At 74.2% G+C, this 18,202-nt stretch carries 14 protein-coding genes; 6 read left to right on the top strand and 8 right to left on the bottom strand.

The window, feature by feature from the left end; genetic code table 11:
* The first annotated feature begins 134 nt into the window (after positions 1–134).
* A complete protein-coding gene (locus ACFXGA_RS13630; RefSeq protein ID WP_378087539.1) occupies positions 135–2,099 on the top strand; it encodes an endo-1,4-beta-xylanase in 1,965 nt (654 codons plus the stop codon).
* A 4-nt stretch (positions 2,100–2,103) separates the two neighbouring features.
* On the opposite strand, the gene ACFXGA_RS13635 is transcribed toward ACFXGA_RS13630, so the two are convergent.
* Positions 2,104–2,622 carry a hypothetical protein gene (locus tag ACFXGA_RS13635; RefSeq protein WP_378087541.1) on the bottom strand — a complete coding sequence of 173 codons (519 nt, stop codon included), beginning with the start codon at positions 2,620–2,622 and terminating at the stop codon, positions 2,104–2,106.
* 185 nt (positions 2,623–2,807) lie between these two features.
* Here ACFXGA_RS13635 and ACFXGA_RS13640 point away from each other — a divergent pair, with 185 nt between their 5' ends.
* Positions 2,808–3,398: a superoxide dismutase gene (locus ACFXGA_RS13640; RefSeq protein WP_378087543.1), complete on the top strand. Its 591-nt coding sequence runs from the start codon at positions 2,808–2,810 to the stop codon at positions 3,396–3,398.
* Positions 3,399–3,418: 20 nt separating this feature from the next.
* Here ACFXGA_RS13640 and ACFXGA_RS13645 read toward each other — a convergent pair whose 3' ends face one another.
* The 6 genes from ACFXGA_RS13645 to ACFXGA_RS13670 form a co-directional block, all read right to left on the bottom strand.
* On the bottom strand, positions 3,419–4,327 hold the full coding sequence (locus tag ACFXGA_RS13645; RefSeq protein ID WP_378087545.1) for a S1C family serine protease: 909 nt from the start codon (positions 4,325–4,327) through the stop codon (positions 3,419–3,421).
* A 272-nt stretch (positions 4,328–4,599) separates the two neighbouring features.
* Positions 4,600–5,817, bottom strand: coding sequence for an SGNH/GDSL hydrolase family protein (locus ACFXGA_RS13650; RefSeq protein WP_378087547.1), 1,218 nt, complete (start codon positions 5,815–5,817; stop codon positions 4,600–4,602).
* A gap of 115 nt (positions 5,818–5,932) precedes the next feature.
* On the bottom strand, positions 5,933–7,090 hold the full coding sequence (locus ACFXGA_RS13655) for a glycosyltransferase (protein WP_378087549.1): 1,158 nt from the start codon (positions 7,088–7,090) through the stop codon (positions 5,933–5,935).
* A 111-nt stretch (positions 7,091–7,201) separates the two neighbouring features.
* On the bottom strand, positions 7,202–8,347 hold the full coding sequence (locus ACFXGA_RS13660) for a glycosyltransferase (RefSeq protein ID WP_378087551.1): 1,146 nt from the start codon (positions 8,345–8,347) through the stop codon (positions 7,202–7,204).
* Positions 8,348–8,662: 315 nt separating this feature from the next.
* A complete protein-coding gene (locus ACFXGA_RS13665; RefSeq protein ID WP_378087553.1) occupies positions 8,663–9,757 on the bottom strand; it encodes a glycosyltransferase in 1,095 nt (364 codons plus the stop codon).
* Positions 9,758–9,857: 100 nt separating this feature from the next.
* Positions 9,858–10,349 carry a MarR family winged helix-turn-helix transcriptional regulator gene (locus ACFXGA_RS13670; protein WP_378087554.1) on the bottom strand — a complete coding sequence of 164 codons (492 nt, stop codon included), beginning with the start codon at positions 10,347–10,349 and terminating at the stop codon, positions 9,858–9,860.
* A 74-nt stretch (positions 10,350–10,423) separates the two neighbouring features.
* Here ACFXGA_RS13670 and ACFXGA_RS13675 point away from each other — a divergent pair, with 74 nt between their 5' ends.
* From ACFXGA_RS13675 to ACFXGA_RS13690, 4 genes are all read left to right on the top strand, one after another.
* Positions 10,424–12,439: an MMPL family transporter gene (locus ACFXGA_RS13675; RefSeq protein WP_378087555.1), complete on the top strand. Its 2,016-nt coding sequence runs from the start codon at positions 10,424–10,426 to the stop codon at positions 12,437–12,439.
* Positions 12,440–12,514: 75 nt separating this feature from the next.
* Positions 12,515–13,252: an SDR family oxidoreductase gene (locus ACFXGA_RS13680; protein ID WP_378087556.1), complete on the top strand. Its 738-nt coding sequence runs from the start codon at positions 12,515–12,517 to the stop codon at positions 13,250–13,252.
* Positions 13,249–14,238: an RNA polymerase sigma factor SigJ gene (sigJ, locus tag ACFXGA_RS13685; RefSeq protein ID WP_378087557.1), complete on the top strand. Its 990-nt coding sequence runs from the start codon at positions 13,249–13,251 to the stop codon at positions 14,236–14,238. Before ACFXGA_RS13680 ends, sigJ begins: the two co-directional genes overlap by 4 nt.
* A gap of 218 nt (positions 14,239–14,456) precedes the next feature.
* Complete coding sequence (locus ACFXGA_RS13690; protein ID WP_378087559.1) at positions 14,457–16,271, top strand: hypothetical protein; 1,815 nt, start codon at positions 14,457–14,459, stop codon at positions 16,269–16,271.
* 140 nt (positions 16,272–16,411) lie between these two features.
* Here the strand turns inward: ACFXGA_RS13690 and ilvD are convergent, their stop codons facing one another.
* On the bottom strand, positions 16,412–18,109 hold the full coding sequence (gene ilvD, locus ACFXGA_RS13695; protein WP_378087561.1) for a dihydroxy-acid dehydratase: 1,698 nt from the start codon (positions 18,107–18,109) through the stop codon (positions 16,412–16,414).
* Positions 18,110–18,202: the final 93 nt, after the last annotated feature.

The raw sequence follows: 18,202 nt of genomic DNA on the forward strand, positions 1-18,202 counted from the left end.
GCCCCCCCCCCGCCCGGCCACACCGCCGGTGGCGCCCCCCCGGGCGCCCGCCGCCCCCCCCCCCGCGCCCACCCCCCCGCCCCCCACCACCGCCCCCCCCACCCACCCCGCGTCCGACGGAAGAGGGACCCTCGATGAGGAGAGTTCTCGCCGGTGTGCTCGCGACCTCGGTCGTCGCCGGCCTGGTCACGTTGGCGGCGCACGCGAGCCCGCGGGCCGCCGCAGACGAACCCGTGGTCGTCGTCTCCAGCACGTTCGACGACGGCACGGCGCAAGGCTGGACGGGTCGTGCCGGTGAAGCGGTGGAGCCGAGCACCGCGGTGGCCCGCAGCGGCACCCACAGCCTCGCGGTCGGCGGTCGCGCCCAGACCTGGCAGGGACCCACGCTGAACCTGCTGGGCAAGGTGCAGAAGGGCATCCGCTACGACCTGTCGGTGTGGGTCCGCCTCGCGGCGGGCGAAGCGCCGACCCAGGCGCGGCTGTCGGTCGAACGCCAGACCGCCGGCACGCCGAGCTACGACCAGGTCGTCGGCGACACCGCGGTCACCGCCGACGGCTGGGTCAACCTCCGCGGCAGCTACACCCTCGCCGCCGACGTCGACTTCCTCACCACCTACGTCGAGCTGGGCAGCGCCACGGCGTCCCTGCACATCGACGACTTCTCGCTGTCCTACACCCCGCTGCCGCCGATCCAGACCGACATCCCGGCGCTGAAGGACGTGCTGGCCGACCACTTCGCGGTGGGCGCGGCGGTCGGGAACGCCGAGCTGCTCAACAACCACGGGCAACTGCTCGCCAGGCACTTCAACTCGATCACGCCCGGCAACACGCTGAAGTGGGACGCCACCGAGCCCTCCGAGGGCACGTTCCGCTTCGCCGACGCCGAGGAGCTCGTTGCCTGGGCGAAGGCCAACGGCGCGGCGGTGCGCGGGCACACGCTGGTCTGGCACCAGCAGACGCCCGCGTGGGTGTTCAAGGACGCGGCCGGCAACGACATGACCGCGACCCCGGAGAACAAGGCGCTGCTGCTGTCCCGGCTGGAGGCGCACATCCGCGGTGTCGTCGGCCACTTCGGCGCGGACATCCCGGTGTGGGACGTGGTCAACGAGGTGATCGACGAGAACCAGGCCGACGGCCTGCGCCGCAGCAAGTGGTTCGAGATCACCGGACTGGACTACCTGCGCACGGCGTTCCGGGTGGCCCGCGAGGTCGCGCCGAACGCCAAGCTGGTGATCAACGACTACAACACCAACGTCCCGGCCAAGCGCGACAAGCTGTACGACCTGGTGGTGAAGCTGCGCGCGGAGGGCGTGCCGATCGACGCGGTGGGCCACCAGATGCACGTCAACGTGCAGTGGCCGTCGATCGCCGAGACCGACGCGATGCTGGCCAAGTTCGTGCCGCTGGGCATCGACCAGCAGATCACCGAGATGGACGTCTCGATCTACACCGACAACAGCCAGTCCTACCCGACGCCGCCGGCCGACGTGCTGCTCACCCAGGCGTACCGGTACCGCGACTTCTTCGAGCTGTACAGGAAGTACTCGCAGCACATCAGCTCGGTGACGGTGTGGGGGCTCGCGGACGACAACACGTGGCTGGACAGCTTCCCGGTGACCCGCAAGGACCACCCGCTGCTGTTCGACACGCGGTTGCAGGCCAAGGGCGCGTACTGGGGCGTGGTGGACCCGAGCCGGATCACGACGACGACGACCACGACCACGACTACCACCACCACCACGACAACCACCACGACCACGACGTCCATGACGATGCCGCCGGTGACGTGCACGGTCGACTACAAGGTCGGCAGCCAGTGGCAGGGCGGCTTCCAGGCGGAGGTGCGGATCACCAACGCGACCACCAGGTCGATCACGCCGTGGACGGTGACCTGGTCGTTCCCCGACGGTCAGCGGATCACCCAGCTGTGGTCGGGCGTGCACACCCAGGACGGCGCGGCGGTGACCGTGCGCAACGCGTCCTGGAACGGCACGCTGCCGCCGGGCGGCTCGACGTCGTTCGGCTTCCTCGGCAGCTGGGCCGGGGCGAACGGCAAGCCGACCGCGTTCAGCCTGAACGGGGCGGCCTGCCGGAGCTGACGGGTCAGTCCTCGACCACCTTGTAGTACCGGACGGGGGTGTAGCCGGCGGCCGTCTGCGCCGTCCACTTCCGCTCCACCGGCGGCGCGCCGTCGGGGCCGGTCTGCTCGCGCACGACCGGCTCCGACTTCGCGTCGTCGGCCCACCGCACGAACAGCGCCGCGTGCCCGTCGTTGACGAGGGCGTCGCCGGGGCGGAGGTCGGCGCGCGGCACCTCGGTGGAGACGTCGCGCAACGTCGTCGTGGTGCGGGAGTGGGTCAGGCCCCAGGCCATCGAGACGTAGCCGGAGCAGTCGGCGCGGTAGCTGCCGTACTCGTTGCGGTGACAGGTCCGCTGGCTGTAGGGCACCTGCTCGTCCAACCAGGACTGCGACCGGGCCTGCGTCTCGGCGCGTGCCGTCGCCCGGTCCTCCGGGGCCGTCTCGCAGGCGATCAGCGCGCCGGGGTCCGCGGTCGCGTGCGCGACCGGCGCCTGGAGCGCCGCCGCGCAGGCGAGCACGGCGATCAGGGTGCGGGTGCTCATCGAACCCCCTCGGGATCGTGGTGTGCCGCGGGTGCCGGCCGCGGCGTCGACAACACGAGGTTTCCCCGCGTTCGGGCGGGTAGTCCCCAACCACCCGGCCGGGTGGTCCGCCGCCCGCGCCGTTTCGCCGGGGGCGGCGGGGGTAGTCGGACGGCGTTCGCAGTGGACGTCCGAAGGGGACCGGCATGCGGGTCGTCATCGTCGTGGCCGCCGTCCTCTGCGCCGCGGTCGGGTGCGGCGGTGAGGCGGGGTCCGGCCGGGCCGGTTCGCCGACGCCGGAGGCGGGCAGCCGGGACGTCGGCGTGCTGGCCGCGGCGGAGGCGGCGGACACGGCGTTCACCTACGACCAGGCCGCCGCGCCGGCGGGCGCGCAGCTCGCGCTGGAAGTGGTCGAGGGCGACGGCACGACGACCGTGCGGCTGGCCGCCGACCTGCTCCAGCCGAACCGCGGCTACGCCGCCCACGCGCACACCGACCCGTGCGGCCGCAAGAGCACCGACGCCGGGCCGCACTACCAGCACGAGATCGACCCGGCCGCGACGCCGGAGCGGCCGTCGGTCGACCCGGCGTACGCCAACCCGCGCAACGAGATCTGGCTGGAGCTGGTCACCGACGGCCAGGGCAACGGCCGGGCCGAGACCACCGTGCCGTTCACCTTCGGCGACCGCGTGCCGGGCTCGATCGTGCTGCACGAGCAGCCCAAGACCGAGACCGCGCAGGGCCGGGCGGGCAGCGCCGGCGGCCGGGTCGCCTGCCTGACCGCCTCGTTCCGCTGAGCCCGCGCGGCCCGGCGGCGCTAGCCGTCGAGTTCGGTCGGGGTGGCGATGACGTCCACCATCGCGCCGTTGCGCAGGACGGTGACGGGCAGCGGCAGGCCGATCGCCTCGGCGAACAGCTGCCGCTGGATGCCCTGCGCGTCGCCGACCGGCGTCCGCGCCACGCTGAGCACCAGGTCGCCGTCGCGCAGGCCCGCCCGCTCGGCCGGACCGCCGGGCACCACCTGCACCAGCCGCACGCCCGCGCGTTGCCCGGTGCGCTCGGCGACGGCGTCCGGCAGGGGAGCGGGCGCGCCGACCACGCCCAGGTAGGCCCGGCGCACGCGACCCTCGACCAGCAGCGTCGACAGGATCCGCCGGGTGGTGCTGTTCATCGGGATCGCGAGCCCCAGGCCGATGCCCGCCAGCGCGGTGTTGATGCCGACCACCTCGCCGGCGGAGTCGGCCAGCGCGCCGCCGGAGTTGCCCGGGTTGAGCGCGGCGTCGGTCTGGATCACGTCCTCGATCACCCGTCCCGCCCGGCCGTTGCGCACCGGCACCGCGCGGCCGAGCGCGCTCACCACCCCGGCGGTCACCGAACCGGCCAGGCCCAGCGGGTTGCCGACGGCGATGACCAACTGGCCGACCTGCAACGCGTCCGCGTCGCCGAACCGCGCCGCGCCGGGCGCGTCACCGCCGGCCCGGAGCACCGCCAGGTCGGCCAGCGGATCCGCGCCGACCACCGTGAACGGCGACTCGGACCCGTCGGCGAACACCGCCGTCCCGTCCCGGTCCCCGCCGACGACGTGCGCGTTGGTCACCAGGTGGCCCTCGTCGGTGAACACGACGGCCGACCCCGTGCCGCGCGGCATGCGCACGCTCGCGACGTGGGGCGTGACCGACTTCGCCACCGCGATCACGGCGCGCGAGTAGGCGTCCAGCGGATCCATCGCGCCTCCCCGGTCAGACGATCACGGGATCCATCGTGCTCCCTGGCGGACCGCGCTGTCCGGGGCGTTCGCGGACAGCGGACTCCCCGGACAGCGGACCTCGGGAACAGCGGGCTCCCCGGCGGTGGGGGTTCGGCACCATCGCCGCCGGGTCACCACGACTCGTCACCGAGACCTGCACCGCCTTCGTCCACTTCCCGGACAGCCCCCGACCCCGGGGCGCGGGACCGGCTCGGCCGGCGCGCACGGGACCGGGCGGAACCCGCCCCGGTTCAGCGGCGCAGCAGCATCGCCAGGTCGATCGCGTTCGCCATCGCCTCCGTGCCCGCGTCGTTCGGGTGCAGGTGGTCGCCGCTGTCGTAGGCCGGGTTCAACGTGGCCGGGTCGCCGGGCACGGCGGTCGCGGCGGCGAAGTCGATCACGCCGTCGAACTCGCCGGAGGTGCGGATCCAGTCGTTGAGCGCACGCCAGGTCGCCTCGCGCTCCTCGGTCCAGACGAACGACCCCTTGAACGGCAGGATCGTGCCCCCGTACACCTTCACGCCCGCGGCCCGCGCCTGCCCGATCACGTCCCGGTGCCCCGCGATCAGGTCCTCGGCCGACGCGCTGTAGCCGATGTCGTTGACCGCCTCCAGCAGGATCATCGCCTTGACCCCGGTCTGCGACAGCACGTCCCGCCGCACCCGCGTCACGCCCGCCACGCCCCAGTACGGCTCGTCGCGGTCGGCGATGAGGCGGTTGCCGCCCAGGCCCGCGTTCACCACGGACAGCGTGCGGCCCGGCACCGCGTTCAACCGCCGCGCCAGGAAGTCCGGCCAGCGCCGGTTCGCGTTGCCGGTGGTGTTGGCGGTGTCGGTGATCGAGTCGCCGAACGCCACCACCGTGCCCGCGACGCGCCCGGCGGGCGCGACGTCCACGCCGCTGACCGCCATCCAGCACGGCGTGCCCCGGAACCCGCCCGACAGCGCCCCGGTCCGGTCGCCCGGCGCGAGGTAGTTGCCCTGCGCGGTGAACGGGTGGTTGGTCAGCGGCCCGGTGGCCTCCGGCAGGTACGCGCTCACCAGGAGCGTGGACAGCGCCTCCACGCGCAACCGGACCGGGTCGCTGAACAGCTCCTGCCCGACCGGCACCGTGACGCTCCGCCGGCCCCGGAACGTCAGCTCGCGCAGCGTGCCGGGCACCGCCGCGTCACCGGACGCCTGCACGGCGACCGACGCCCGGCCGACCCGCAGCGGCGCGGCCCCGAACGCGTTGGTCAGCCGGACCCGCACCGAGTCGCCGCCCGCGCTGAGGAACACGACGTTGCGGACGGTCTGGTCGCGCAGCCCCTCGCCCGCCGGGCAGTCGCTCCACGGGATCCCGCTGCCGACCACGGGGCTCGCCGCCCAGCCGGCCACCCAGGGCTTGCCGTGCGCGGAGGCGGTGGGCGGCAGCACGGCCGCCGCCACGAGCGCGGCGACCACGGCCGCCTTCCCGACGTGTCTTGCCATGGAGGTCTCCCAACGCCAGTCGTCAGTGGTGGCGTCGCCGACGGTGGCAGCGGTGGGATTAACCGGTCAAGCAGGCCACGACGAGCGGCGTGATCGTTGCGACGAGTGGCCCGGCTTACGTGTTAAGCACGGCGTGGTCGGGCAGCGCGCGGGCCACGTCGTGCGGGGACGGCATGGCGGCCACCTCGTCGGCGATCGCCCGTGCGGCGGCGCGCACGGCCTCGTCGGCGAGCAGCCGCTCGGCCGTGGCCGTCACGGCCTCCGAGGTCACGTCGGCGCCCACGAGCCGGTCGCCCAACCCGGCCTCGGCCACCAGTTCCGCGTTGCCGAACTGGTCCGCCGCCTGCGGCACGACGAGCTGCGGCACGCCCGCGGCGAACCCGCCCAGGGTCGTGCCCGCGCCGCCGTGGTGCACCAGGAGGTCCACGTGCGGCAGCAGGTCGGCCTGCGGCACCCACGGCAGCGCCACGACGTGGTCGGGCAGCTCGCCGAGCGCCCCCACCTCCGTCCGCGGACCGACCGACACGATCACCTTGGCGCCCAGCGCCGCGACGCCCTCGACCACGGTGCGCAGCACCCCTTCCGCGCCGAACAGCGTGCCCAACGTCAGGTACACCAGGGGTTCGCGGTGGTCGCGCACCCAGGACGGCAGCTCGCCGGGCTCGCTGAACGCCACCGGCCGCAGCGGGGCGCGGCGCGTCGGCGAGGCCGCGAACTCCGGGTTCTGCAACGACGGCGGGCAGATGTCGAGGTAGGGGTTGCCGAGCACCATGGTGTCGCGCTCGGGCACCTCGACGCCCAGTTCCGCGGCGAGTTCGGCGAGGTGGCGGCGCGCGGGCTCGGCGAACTCGGGCTCCTGGAGCATCCGGCCGGTCGAGTGGCACAGCGCGGGCACGCCCGCCGCCTTCGCGGCCAGCCCCGCGCCGGGGTTGCCGAACTCGTGCACGACGAGGTCGAACGCGCGGTCGGCGAGCACCGGCGCGAGGCCGGTGGCGAAGCTGCGCGGCAGGACCGAGGCGAACGTGTACGCGATCCGCTCGGGGTCGGCCTCCCGCGGCGTGCCCGGCAGGGTCCGGCCGATCGCGATCTCGAACGCCTCGCGCGGCGCCATGCCGCCGACGACGTGCTCGATGCCGCGCGAGGTGAGGGTCCGCTCGAACGCGGCGCCGGTGAAGAAGGCGACCTCGTGGCCCAGCTCGCGGGCGGCGATCGCGAGCGGCAGCAGGGGGTAGGTGTGGCCGTACAGGCCGAGGCTGGAGAAGAGGATGCGCACCGGTCGGAGCGTAGGTCAGGCGACCGCGCCGGCCATCGGACTTCGTTCGGGGACCTTCCCGCAGCGCCCGCCCGGCCGCGACCCCTCGGCACGGCCGGGCGGGCGGCGGGCTCAGGCGTGGTCGGGCAGCGTGCGGGCCACGTCGTGCGGGGACGGCATGGCGGCCACCTCGTCGGCGATCGCCCGCGCGGCGGCGCGCACGGCCTCGTCGGTCAGCAGGTGGCGGGCCTTGGCGGCGACCACCTCGGCGGTGAGGTCCGCGCCGAGCACCTGGTCGCCCAGCCCGGCCTCGGTCACCATCGCGGCGTTGCTGAACTGGTCCGCGCCCTGCGGCACGACGAGCTGCGGCACGCCCGCGCCGAACGCGCCCATCGTGGTGCCGCTGCCGCCGTGGTGCACGACGAGGTCCACGTGCGGCAGCAGGTCCGCCTGCGGCACCCACGGCAGCACGGCGACGTGGTCGGGCAGCCCGCCGAGCGCGGCGGTGTCCACCGTCGGGCCGGCGGCCACCAGCACCCGGCCGCCCAGCGTGGCCAGGCCGTCGATCGCGGTGCGCAGCACGCCCGGGTCGCCGAACGCGGTGCCCAGCGTCAGGTAGACGAGCGGTTCGCGGTGGTCGAACACCCAGGGCGGCAGCTCGCCCGGCTCGGCGAACGGCACCGGCCGCAGCGGGATCCGGTTCGTCGCGGTGGCGAGGAACCCCTTGTCCTGCACCGAGGGCGGGCAGATGTCGAGGTAGGGGTTGCCGAGCGTCATGAGGTTGTCCTCGGGCATCCCGACGCCCAGGTCGGCGGCGACCGCGAGGAGGTGCCTGGTCGCCGCGTCGGCGAACTCGTCCTCCTGCCACATCCGGCCGAACGAGTGGCACACGCCCGGCACGCCGGCCACCTTGGCGGCCAGGCCCGCGCCGGGGTTGCCCACCTCGTGCACGACCAGGTCGGGCTTGCGGTCGGCGAGCACGGGCGCGAGGTCGCGGGCGAAGGCGCGCGGCAGCACCGAGGCGAACGCGGCCGCGATCCGCTCGGGGTCGGCCTCCTGCGGCTTGCCCGGCGGCACGCCCTCGTTCGCGATGGCGAACGCCTCGCGCAGGTCCATGCCGCCGACGATGTGCTCGATGCCGTGCGGGGTCAGGGCGTTCGCGAACGCCGCGCCGGTGAAGTAGCTGACGTCGTGCCCCAGCTCGCGGGCGGCGATCGCCAGCGGCAGCAGGGGGTAGGTGTGCCCGTGTAAGCCCAGGCTGGAGAAGAGGATTCGCACTGGTTCGAGCGTAGCGAGGTCATTTCCACAACGGGTGAATTTCGTCCCTTTTCACCCGGACGAGGCGAAGATCACTCACGACCGGTCGGTGCGGCCGGGATCTCGGGACCGCACCGCCGCGGTCGCGTCGGTGATCCGGTCGGGACCCGCGGGCCCGCTCCGGTGCGCCGGTCGGCAACCGCGTCCGTCCGGCGGGGCCGGTCGGGGGACCGCGTGCCACCTCCGCGGGCGGGGAGGCGCGCATCCGCTCCGGCGCGTCGGCCGGCAACCGCCGATCCGCGTGCGCGCGCCGGTCGGCGACCCGCCCGGTGCGGCTCAGGCGTAGTCAAGCAGGACGCCCGCCACGTCGTGCGGCGACGGCATGGCGGCGACCTCGTCGGCCATGGCCCGGGCCGCGTCGCGCACCGCGTCGTCGGCGAGCAGGCGGCGCGCCTTGGCGGCGACCACCTCGGCGGTCAGCTCCGCGCCGAGCACCCGGTCGCCCAACCCGGCCTCGGTCACCATCGCGGCGTTGGCGAACTGGTCCGCGCCCTGCGGCAGGACCAGGTGCGGCACGCCCGCGCCGAACGTGCCCATCGTGGTGCCCGCGCCGCCGTGGTGGACCACGAGGTCGGCGTGCGGCAGCAGGTCGCCCTGCGGCAGCCACGCCCGCACGGTCACGGTGTCCGGCAGGTCGCCCAGCTCGTCCACCCCCACGAGCATGGAGGTGGACACGAGCACCCGCACGCCCAGCGCGGCGAGGCCGTCGATCGCGGTGCGGAGCACGCCCGCCGTGGTGAACGCCGTGCCCAGGGTCAGGTACACGAGCGGTTCGCGGTGGTCCAGCACCCACGGCGGCAGCCCGCCCGGCTCGGCGAACTGCACCGGCCGCAGCGGCACCCGGTCCGTCGCCGTGGCGAGGAAGTCCCGGTCCTGCACGGACGGCGGGCACAGGTCGAGGTAGGGGTTGCCGAACCGCATCACGTCCCCGTCGGGCACCTCCACCCCGTACCCGGCGGCGACCTCGGCCAGGTGCCGGCGGATGTCCGCCACGGGTCCGCTGGGCTCCCAGTACCGGCCGAACGAGTGGCACACCGCCGGCACGCCCGCCGCCTTCGCCGCGACCGCCGCGCCGACGTTCGCCACCTCGTGCACGACCAGGTCGGGCTTGCGGTCGGCGATGACCTGCGCGAGGTCCGCCGCGTACCGGCTCGCCAGGATCCGGCCGAACACGGCCGAGACCCGCCGGGGGTCGAAGTCGGGCTCCTTGCGCGCCGCCGGGCCGGCGTTGCCGAGCTCGAACGCCTCCAGCATGTCCATCCCGCCCGTGACGTGCTCGATGCCCTGCGCGGTGAGCGTCGGCGCGAACCTGTCGGTGGTCACGAACGCGACGTCGTGGCCCAGTTCGCGCGCCGCGACGGCGAGGGGCACGAGGGGGAATGTGTGTCCGTGCGAGCCGAGGCTCGAGAAGAGGATTCTCACGCGTGAGACCCTGTCGCGTCCGGGCCGGTGCGGAAGGGTTACCGGTCGGTCACTGCGGACCGGGCCGGGATGACTTCGGCTCGGGCGGCGCGGCCAGTTCCGCCCGCACCGCGACGGTCGCCTCGATGCTGGCGGCCAGGAAGCGGGCGACCACCTCCCGGTCCGCGTCGCTGAACCCCTCCCACGCCCGGGTGAACGCGGTGTCCAGCGGGCCGAAGAAGCGGCGGCCCAGCTCCAGCGCCTTGTCCGGCACGCGCAGCTCGACCTTGCGGCGGTCGTGCGGGTTGCGGGCGCGTTCGACGTGCCCGGACGCCTCCAGCCGGTCCAGCACGGACGTGGTCGCGGACGCGCTGAGGTGCAGGGCCTCGGCCAGCCTGCTCGGCGACATCGGCGCGCCGCTCCACCGGGCGTCCATGATGAGCGCGAGGGCGTTGAGGTCGGTGCGGTGCATGCGCTGCCGCTCGCCGAACAGCTCCGCGAAGCGGTCGGTTTCGACCGTGAGCTGCCGGAGCAACCTGACCAGGACCGAGTTGTCCACCACGCGCCCTCCCGTTATTGTTTCGACGGTCGAACTATTGGATCGTCGAACCATGTGACCTCGGAGGTCATTCTCCCGTGACCGCGACCCCGTCCCGCACCCGTTGGCTGCTGCCCGCCCTGGTGGCGGTCGCGTGGCTGGCGCTCGGCGGCTTCTCCGGCCCGTTCGCGGGCAAGCTGAGCGAGGTGGCGGTCAACGACAGCACCGCGTTCCTCCCGTCGTCCGCCGAGGCCACCGAGGTGTCCGAGCGGCTCAAGGCGTTCGGGGACGCGCGCGGCCTGCCCGCGGTCGTGGTCGCCGAGCGGCCCTCCGGCCTCACCCCGGCCGACCGCGACTACCTGGGCGGCCGGGACTTCCCGGGCGAGGCGTCGCCGGTCATCCCGTCCACCCGGGACGACCAGGCCGCGCAGGTGGTCGTCGTGGTCGACCCGAACGACCCCGCGGGCGCGGTGGAGCGGATCCGCGAGCAGCTCGCCGACCCGCCGGACGGGCTCACCGTGCTGGTCGCGGGACCCGCCGCGCAGGTGGCCGACCTGAAGGAGGCGTTCGGCGGCATCGACGGCCTGCTGCTGCTGGTCGCCGGGGCGGTGGTGGCGCTGATCCTGGTGCTCGTCTACCGCAGCCCGCTGCTCCCGCTGGTCGTGCTGCTGTCCGGGGTGTTCGCGCTCGGCCTGGCGAGCCTCGCGGTGTACCTGCTCGCCGACGGCGGCGTGATCGACCTCAACGGGCAGAGCCAGGGCATCCTGTTCATCCTCGTGTTCGGCGCGGCCACGGACTACGCGTTGCTGCTGGTGTCCCGGTTCCGCGAGGAGCTGCGCGACACCGACGACCGCTACCGGGCGATGCGGGTGGCGTGGCGGGCCACGATCGAGCCGATCGCCGCGTCCGCGGGCACCGTCGTGCTCGGCGTGCTGTGCCTGCTGTTCAGCGACCTCAACTCGAACAAGGGCCTCGGTCCGGTCGCCGCGATCGGCATCGGCGCGGCGCTGCTCGCCTCGGTGACGTTCCTGCCCGCCGTGCTGGTGCTGCTCGGCCGGTCCGCGTTCTGGCCGCGGCGGCCGGAACTCGGCTCGCCGCACCCGGAGGCGAGCGGGCTGTGGGCGCGGGTGGCGCGCCTGATCTCCGCCCGGCCGCGCGCCACGTGGGTCGTCACCACGCTGGTGCTGCTGGTCGGCGTGGCGTTCGTGCCGCAGCTCAAGGCGTCCGGCACGGCCCAGTCCGACGTGTTCCTCACCGACGTCGACTCGGTCGCGGGCCAGGAGGTGCTGTCCCGGCACTTCCCGGGCGGCAGCGGCACGCCGGCCGTGGTGCTCGCCCGCGCCGGGCAGGCCGAGGCCGTGGCGCGGGCGGCGGACGTGGCCGGCGTGTCCGAGGTGCGGCCGGCGGGCGAGGCCGAGGGCCTGGTGCGGCTGGACGTCGTGCTGGACGACCCGGCGGACTCCGAGGCGGCCGTGGCGACGGTCCAGCGGCTGCGGGACGCGGTCCGGGCCGTGCCGGACGCCGACGCCAAGGTCGGTGGCCCCACCGCCACCCAGCTCGACACGCAGACCACGTCCGAGCGCGACCGGCTGGTGATCATCCCGATCGTGCTGCTGGTGATCTTCATCGTGCTGTCGCTGCTGCTGCGGTCGCTGCTCGCGCCGTTGCTGCTGATCGCCACGGTGGTGCTGTCGTTCGCCGCGACCATGGGCGTGGCGGCGCTGGTGTTCAACGGGATCTTCGACTTCCCGGGGGCCGACCCGGTGGTGCCGCTGTTCGGGTTCGTGTTCCTGGTGGCGTTGGGGATCGACTACAACATCTTCCTCATGACGCGGGTCCGCGAGGAGTCCCGCGAGCTGGGCACCAGGCAGGGCGTGCTGCGCGGGCTGACCATCACCGGCGGGGTGATCACGTCGGCGGGCGTGGTGCTCGCGGCGACGTTCTCGGCGTTGGCGGTGCTGCCCATCCTGTTCCTGGCGCAGATCGCGTTCATCGTGGCGTTCGGCGTGCTGCTGGACACGTTCGTGGTGCGGTCGCTGCTGGTCCCGGCGCTGGCCGTGGACGTGGGCCGGCGCGTCTGGTGGCCCTCCGCGCTCGCCCGGAAGGGTGACTGACCGCCGGCGTGTCACAGTTCCCGCGGGCCGCCTCGTCCTCCTTGTGCCAGGTTGGGACGGGACGAAGGACGGACGATGAAGATCGTGGTCGTGGGCGGGACGGGCGCGGTGGGGCGCCGGGTGGTCGACGAGGTGACGCGGACCGGGCACGAGCCCGTCGTCGTCAGCCGCGCCGCGGGCGTGGACCTGCTGACCGGCGAAGGGCTCGACGCGGCCTTCGGGGGCGCGGACGCGGTGATCGACGTGTCCAACCCGCCCGGCTGGCAGAGCCCGGACGAGGTGGTGCGGTTCTTCACCGAGGGCACCCGGCACGTGGTCGACTCGGCGGCGCGCGCGGGCGTGCGGCACCTGGTGGTGCTGTCGATCGTCGGCTCCGACGTGGTGGACCTCGACTACTACCTCGGCAAGCGGAAGCAGGAAGCGCTGGTCACGGCCGGTCCGGTGCCGTGGACCGTGCTGCGGGCGACGCAGTTCTTCGAGTTCGCCGGCCAGGTGCTGGCGGGCGCGACGGGGCCGGTCGCGCAGGTGCCGCCGATGCTCTCGCAGCCGGTGTCCACCTCCGACGTGGCGGCCCGCCTGGTGGAGCTGGCGACGGGCGAGCCGCAGGGCCTCACCACGCCGATCGCCGGGCCGGAGCGCATCCGGCTGGTCGACATGGCACGGCGGGTCGTCGCCCGCAGGGGTGACGCGCTGGAGGTCGAGGAGGCGGGGGAGGGCCCGGAAGGGCTGGCCACGGGCGCGCTGTGCCCGCAAGGCGACTACACCGAGGGCAAGCGGACGTTCGCCGAGTACCTGGAGACGGTGGGCGCGTGACCGACCCCGCCGCCGCTCCCGCCGCCGACCCGGCCCTTGCCGACCCTGCCGCGGACCGTGACGCCGTTGCGGACCGTGCCGCGGACCGTGTCGCCGCCGGGCCCGTTGCGGACCGCGTCGCCGAGCTGGCCGCCGAGTACACCCGCATCAGGCCGCGCCTGGTCGGCGTGGCGTACTCGCTGGTCGGCACGGTCGCCGAGGCGCAGGACGTGGTGTCGGACTGCTGGCTGCGGCTGACCGCCGCGGACGGGCGGGAGCGCGTCCGCGACGTCGAGGCGTGGGCGGTGGTGGCGGTGGCGCGGCGCGCGGTGGACGTGCTGCGGTCGGCCAGGGCGCGGCGCGAGGAGTACGTCGGGCCCTGGCTGCCGGAGCCGCTGGTGGCGGTCGCCGAGGACCCGGCGGAACGGGTCACGCTGGACGACACGGTGAGCTTCGCGCTCATGGTCGTGCTGGAGACGCTCACCCCGGCCGAGCGCACCACGTGGGTGTTGCACGAGGTGTTCGGCCTGTCGTTCCCGGAGGTCGCCGCCGTGGTCGGCCGCAGCCCGGCGGCGGTGCGGCAGCTCGCCGTGCGGGCGCGGGCGCACGTCGCCGCCGGCGCGCCGAGGGTGGACGTCGGCAGCGCCGAGCACCGCCGGGCGGTCGACGCGTTCCTCCGCGCGGTCGGCCACGGCGACCTGGCCGGCCTGCTGGCCGTGCTCGACCCGGACGTCGTGCTGACCAGCGACGGCGGCGGCCTGCACGGCGTGGCCCGCCGCCCGGTGCTGGGCGCGGACCGGGTGGCGCGGTTCCTCGTGGGCGTGCGCCGCAAGATGCCGGCGGACCAGCGCATCGCGCCGCTGACCGTGAACGGCGGGCCGGGGTTCGCCGTGCTCATCGGCGCGGCCACCCGGTTCGTCTGCTCGTTCACCCTCCACAACGGACGCGTCACGCGGGTGGACATGGTGGTGGCCCCCGACAAGCTGCCGCGCGCGCTGGACCTCTGACGCGCGGGCGCGCCCGGCGAAATTCCCGGCCCCGGGGCATGGCGCGGGAGCTGATCGTGAAGTAGAAATAGCCAACCTCACATCGCCAACGCCCGACCGCCCCGGACGAGAGAGCGCTCTCACGTGCGGGAGGCGGTCGGCACCACCACCCCAGAGGCATGTCAATGACGATCATGCGCCACGCCAGACGTGGGAGCGCTCACACGGGTTTGCGCCGGGTGCTCGTGCTCGGACTCGCCCTCGCCGCCGCCACGGCCGCCGCACCGGGGGCGAGCGCCGACCCGCCCCGGCGCGGTTCGACCGACCTCGGCGTCAACGTCAAGGTCTTCGACCCGTCCATGCCGGTCGCCGAGATCCAGGCCGCCCTCGACGCGACCCACGCCGCCCAGGTCGACAACGAGATGGGCACCCGGCGGTACGCGTACCTGTTCAAGCCCGGCCACTACGGCACCGCGGAGCAGCCGCTGCAGCTCAAGGTCGGCTACTACACCGAGATCGCCGGCCTCGGCGCGTCGCCCACCGACGTGGTGATCAACGGCAAGGTCGAGGTCTACAACCGCTGCCTGGCCGACGGCGGCACCGGCAACTGCCTGGCGCTGGTCAACTTCTGGCGCACGCTGGGCAACCTGACGATCAACATCGACGGCAAGGGCCAGGACGGCTGCCGCTCCGGGGCGAACTTCTGGGCCGTGTCCCAGGCCGTGTCGCTGCGCAGGCTCAACGTCACCAGCGGCACGTTCACGCTGATGGACTACTGCACCGCGGGCCCGCAGTACGCCAGCGGCGGCTTCATCGCCGACTCCCGGCTGCCGTCCGTGGTCAACGGCTCGCAGCAGCAGTGGCTGACCCGCAACAGCGAGCTGGGCAGCTGGTCGAACGGCGTGTGGAACCAGGTGTTCTCCGGGGTCGCGGGCGCGCCCGACGACTCGGCGTTCCCGAACCCGCCGTACACCACGCTCGACACCACCCCGGTGAGCCGCGAGAAGCCCTACCTGTTCGTGGACGACAAGGGCCGGTACAACGTGCGCGTGCCGGCGGCGCGCAAGAACACCAGCGGCGTCTCGTGGGCCGACGGCCCCACCCCGGGCCGCACGATCCCGCTGTCGGAGTTCTTCGTCGCCGAGCCGGGCGACTCCGTGCGCGACATCAACAACCAGCTCGCCCGCGGCAAGCACCTGCTGCTCACGCCGGGCGTGTACGACATCGCGCGCAGCATCGAGGTCAAGCGCGCCGACACGGTCGTGCTCGGCCTCGGGCACGCCACCCTGACCGCCGTGGGCGGCGCGATCCCGCTGGACGTCGCGGACGTGCCGGGCGTCGTCGTCGCCGGGGTCACGATCGACGCGGGCACCGAGCTGTCGCCGGTGCTGCTGCGCGTGGGCAAGAAGCACGGCCACCGCCCGTCGAACCCGGCCAACCCGACCACGCTGTCCGACGTCTACTTCCGGGTCGGCGGTCCGCACGTCGGCAAGGTGGACACCGCGCTGGAGGTCAACAGCGACCACGTGCTCATCGACCACACCTGGGTGTGGCGGGCCGACCACGGCGTCGAGGGCTTCACCGACACCCAGCGGTGGAACACCAACACCGGGCTCACCGGCGTGGTCGTCAACGGCGACGACGTGACCGCGACCGGGCTGTTCGTGGAGCACTTCCAGCGGCACAACACGGTGTGGAACGGCGAGCGCGGCACGGTCGTGCTCTACCAGAACGAGCTGCCCTACGACCCGCCGACGCAGGCCGACTGGATGAAGGGCGACGTCGAGGGCTGGGCCGGCTACAAGGTCGGCGACCGGGTGAAGAAGCACACCCTGCACGGCGGCGGCGTGTACGTGTTCAACCAGAACAACCCGTCGATCCACACCGAGAACGGCTTCGAGGTGCCGGAGACGCCGGGCGTGCGGCTGCACCACATCATGACGGTCAACCTCAGCGCGGGCGTGATCGACCACGTGGTCAACGGCGTGGGCGGCCCGGCCGACATGACCAACGTGGGCGCTCCGGTCTACATCGCGGAGTACCCGCTGCCGTGACGCCGCCGAGCGGTGCCCGACCCGCGCCGGGCCGGGCACCGCTCGCGGGTCACCCGGGGGCCGCGCCGGCGGGCATCGCGCTTCGGTCCCCCTCGGGGGCCGCGCCGGCCGGCATCGCGATCCGGTCGGCCGCAGGTCGGTCAGCCGCAGACCGCGCCGCCCGAGGCGGAGCCGACGAGCTTGGCGTACTTCGCCAGCACGCCGCGCTCGTACCGGGCGGGCAGCGGGGACCAGCCCTCGCGGCGGGCCTCCAGTTCGGCCGGGTCGACGCCCAGGTCGAGCGTGCCGTTGGCGACGTCGAGCGTGATCGGGTCGCCGTCGCGGACGAACGCGATCGGCCCGCCGTCCACCGCCTCCGGCGCGACGTGGCCGACGCACAGCCCGGTCGTGCCGCCGGAGAACCGGCCGTCGGTGAGCAGCAGGACGTCCTTGCCCAGGCCCGCGCCCTTGATCGCGGCCGTGATGGCGAGCATCTCCCGCATCCCCGGCCCGCCCTTGGGCCCCTCGTAGCGGATGACCACGACGTCGCCCGCGGTGATCGTGCCGTCCTCCAGCGCGTCCATCGCCGCGCGCTCGCGGTCGAACACGCGGGCGGTGCCGGTGAACACGTCCGAGTCGAACCCCGCGGACTTGACCACCGCGCCGTCGGGCGCGAGGGAGCCGCGCAGGATCGTGATGCCGCCGGTGCGGTGGATCGGCTCGGCCATCGCGCGCAGCACCGTGCCGTCCGGGTCGGGCGGCGCGATGTCGGCCAGGTTCTCGGCGACCGTGCGGCCGGTGACGGTCAGGCAGTCGCCGTGCAGCAGGCCCGCGTCCAGCAGCGCCTTCATCACCACGGGCACGCCGCCGATGCGGTCCACGTCGGTCATCACGTGCCGGCCGAACGGCTTGACGTCGGCCAGGTGCGGCACCTTCGCGCCGATCCGGGTGAAGTCGTCCAGGCTCAGCTCCACCTCGGCCTCGTGCGCGATGGCCAGCAGGTGCAGCACCGCGTTGGTGGACCCGCCGAACGCCATCACCACGGCGATCGCGTTCTCGAACGCCTCGCGCGTCATGATCTGCCGCGCGGTGATGCCCCGGCGCAGCATCTCCACCACGGCCTGACCCGACTTCCGGGCGAACCCGTCGCGCCGCCGGTCCGTGGCGGGCGGCGCGGCGCTGCCGGGCAGCGACATGCCCAGCGCCTCGGCCGCGCTCGCCATCGTGTTCGCCGTGTACATGCCGCCGCACGCGCCCTCGCCGGGGCAGATGGCCCGTTCGATCAGGTCGACGTCCTCGCGGCTCATCAGGCCCCGCGCGCACGCGCCGACCGCCTCGAACGCGTCGATGATCGTCACCTCGCGCTCGCTGCCGTCGGTGAGCTTGACCCGGCCGGGCAGGATCGAGCCCGCGTAGAGGAAGACGCTGGCCAGGTCGAGCCGCGCGGCCGCCATGAGCATGCCCGGCAGGGACTTGTCGCAGCCCGCGAGCAGCACGGACCCGTCCAGCCGCTCGGCCTGCATGACCGTCTCCACGCTGTCCGCGATGACCTCGCGCGACACCAGGGAGAAGTGCATCCCCTCGTGGCCCATCGAGATGCCGTCGGACACCGAGATCGTGCCGAACTCGAGCGGGTACCCGCCCGCCGCGTGCACGCCGTCCTTGCTCGCCTTGGCGAGCCGGTCCAGCGGGAGGTTGCACGGCGTGATCTCGTTCCACGACGAGGCGACGCCGATCTGGGGCTTGGCCCAGTCCTCGTCACCCATCCCGACCGCCCGCAGCATCCCGCGCGCGGCGGTCCTCTCCAAGCCGTCGGTGACGTCGCGACTGCGCGGCTTGATGTCCGGGGTCTCGTTCATGGACGGAACCTAACGTCCCGGGGTGGGCGGCGGGCCGGGGGCCGGCGCGGGGCGGCCGCCCCCCCCGGGCCGCCGGGCCCCGCGGGCGGGGCG

It is taken from the genome of Actinosynnema sp. NPDC059335 (genome assembly GCF_042752395.1).
Taxonomy (GTDB): domain Bacteria; phylum Actinomycetota; class Actinomycetes; order Mycobacteriales; family Pseudonocardiaceae; genus Actinosynnema.

Bases quoted from the DNA above. Each gene is read 5' to 3' on its own strand.
- ACFXGA_RS13630 (WP_378087539.1), top strand. From the start codon at position 135: ATGAGGAGAGTTCTCGCCGGTGTGCTCGCGACCTCGGTCGTCGCCGGC.
- ACFXGA_RS13635 (WP_378087541.1), bottom strand. From the start codon at position 2,622: ATGAGCACCCGCACCCTGATCGCCGTGCTCGCCTGCGCGGCGGCGCTC.
- ACFXGA_RS13640 (WP_378087543.1), top strand. From the start codon at position 2,808: ATGCGGGTCGTCATCGTCGTGGCCGCCGTCCTCTGCGCCGCGGTCGGG.
- ACFXGA_RS13645 (WP_378087545.1), bottom strand. From the start codon at position 4,327: ATGGATCCGCTGGACGCCTACTCGCGCGCCGTGATCGCGGTGGCGAAG.
- ACFXGA_RS13650 (WP_378087547.1), bottom strand. From the start codon at position 5,817: ATGGCAAGACACGTCGGGAAGGCGGCCGTGGTCGCCGCGCTCGTGGCG.
- ACFXGA_RS13680 (WP_378087556.1), top strand. From the start codon at position 12,515: ATGAAGATCGTGGTCGTGGGCGGGACGGGCGCGGTGGGGCGCCGGGTG.
- ilvD (WP_378087561.1), bottom strand. From the start codon at position 18,109: ATGAACGAGACCCCGGACATCAAGCCGCGCAGTCGCGACGTCACCGAC.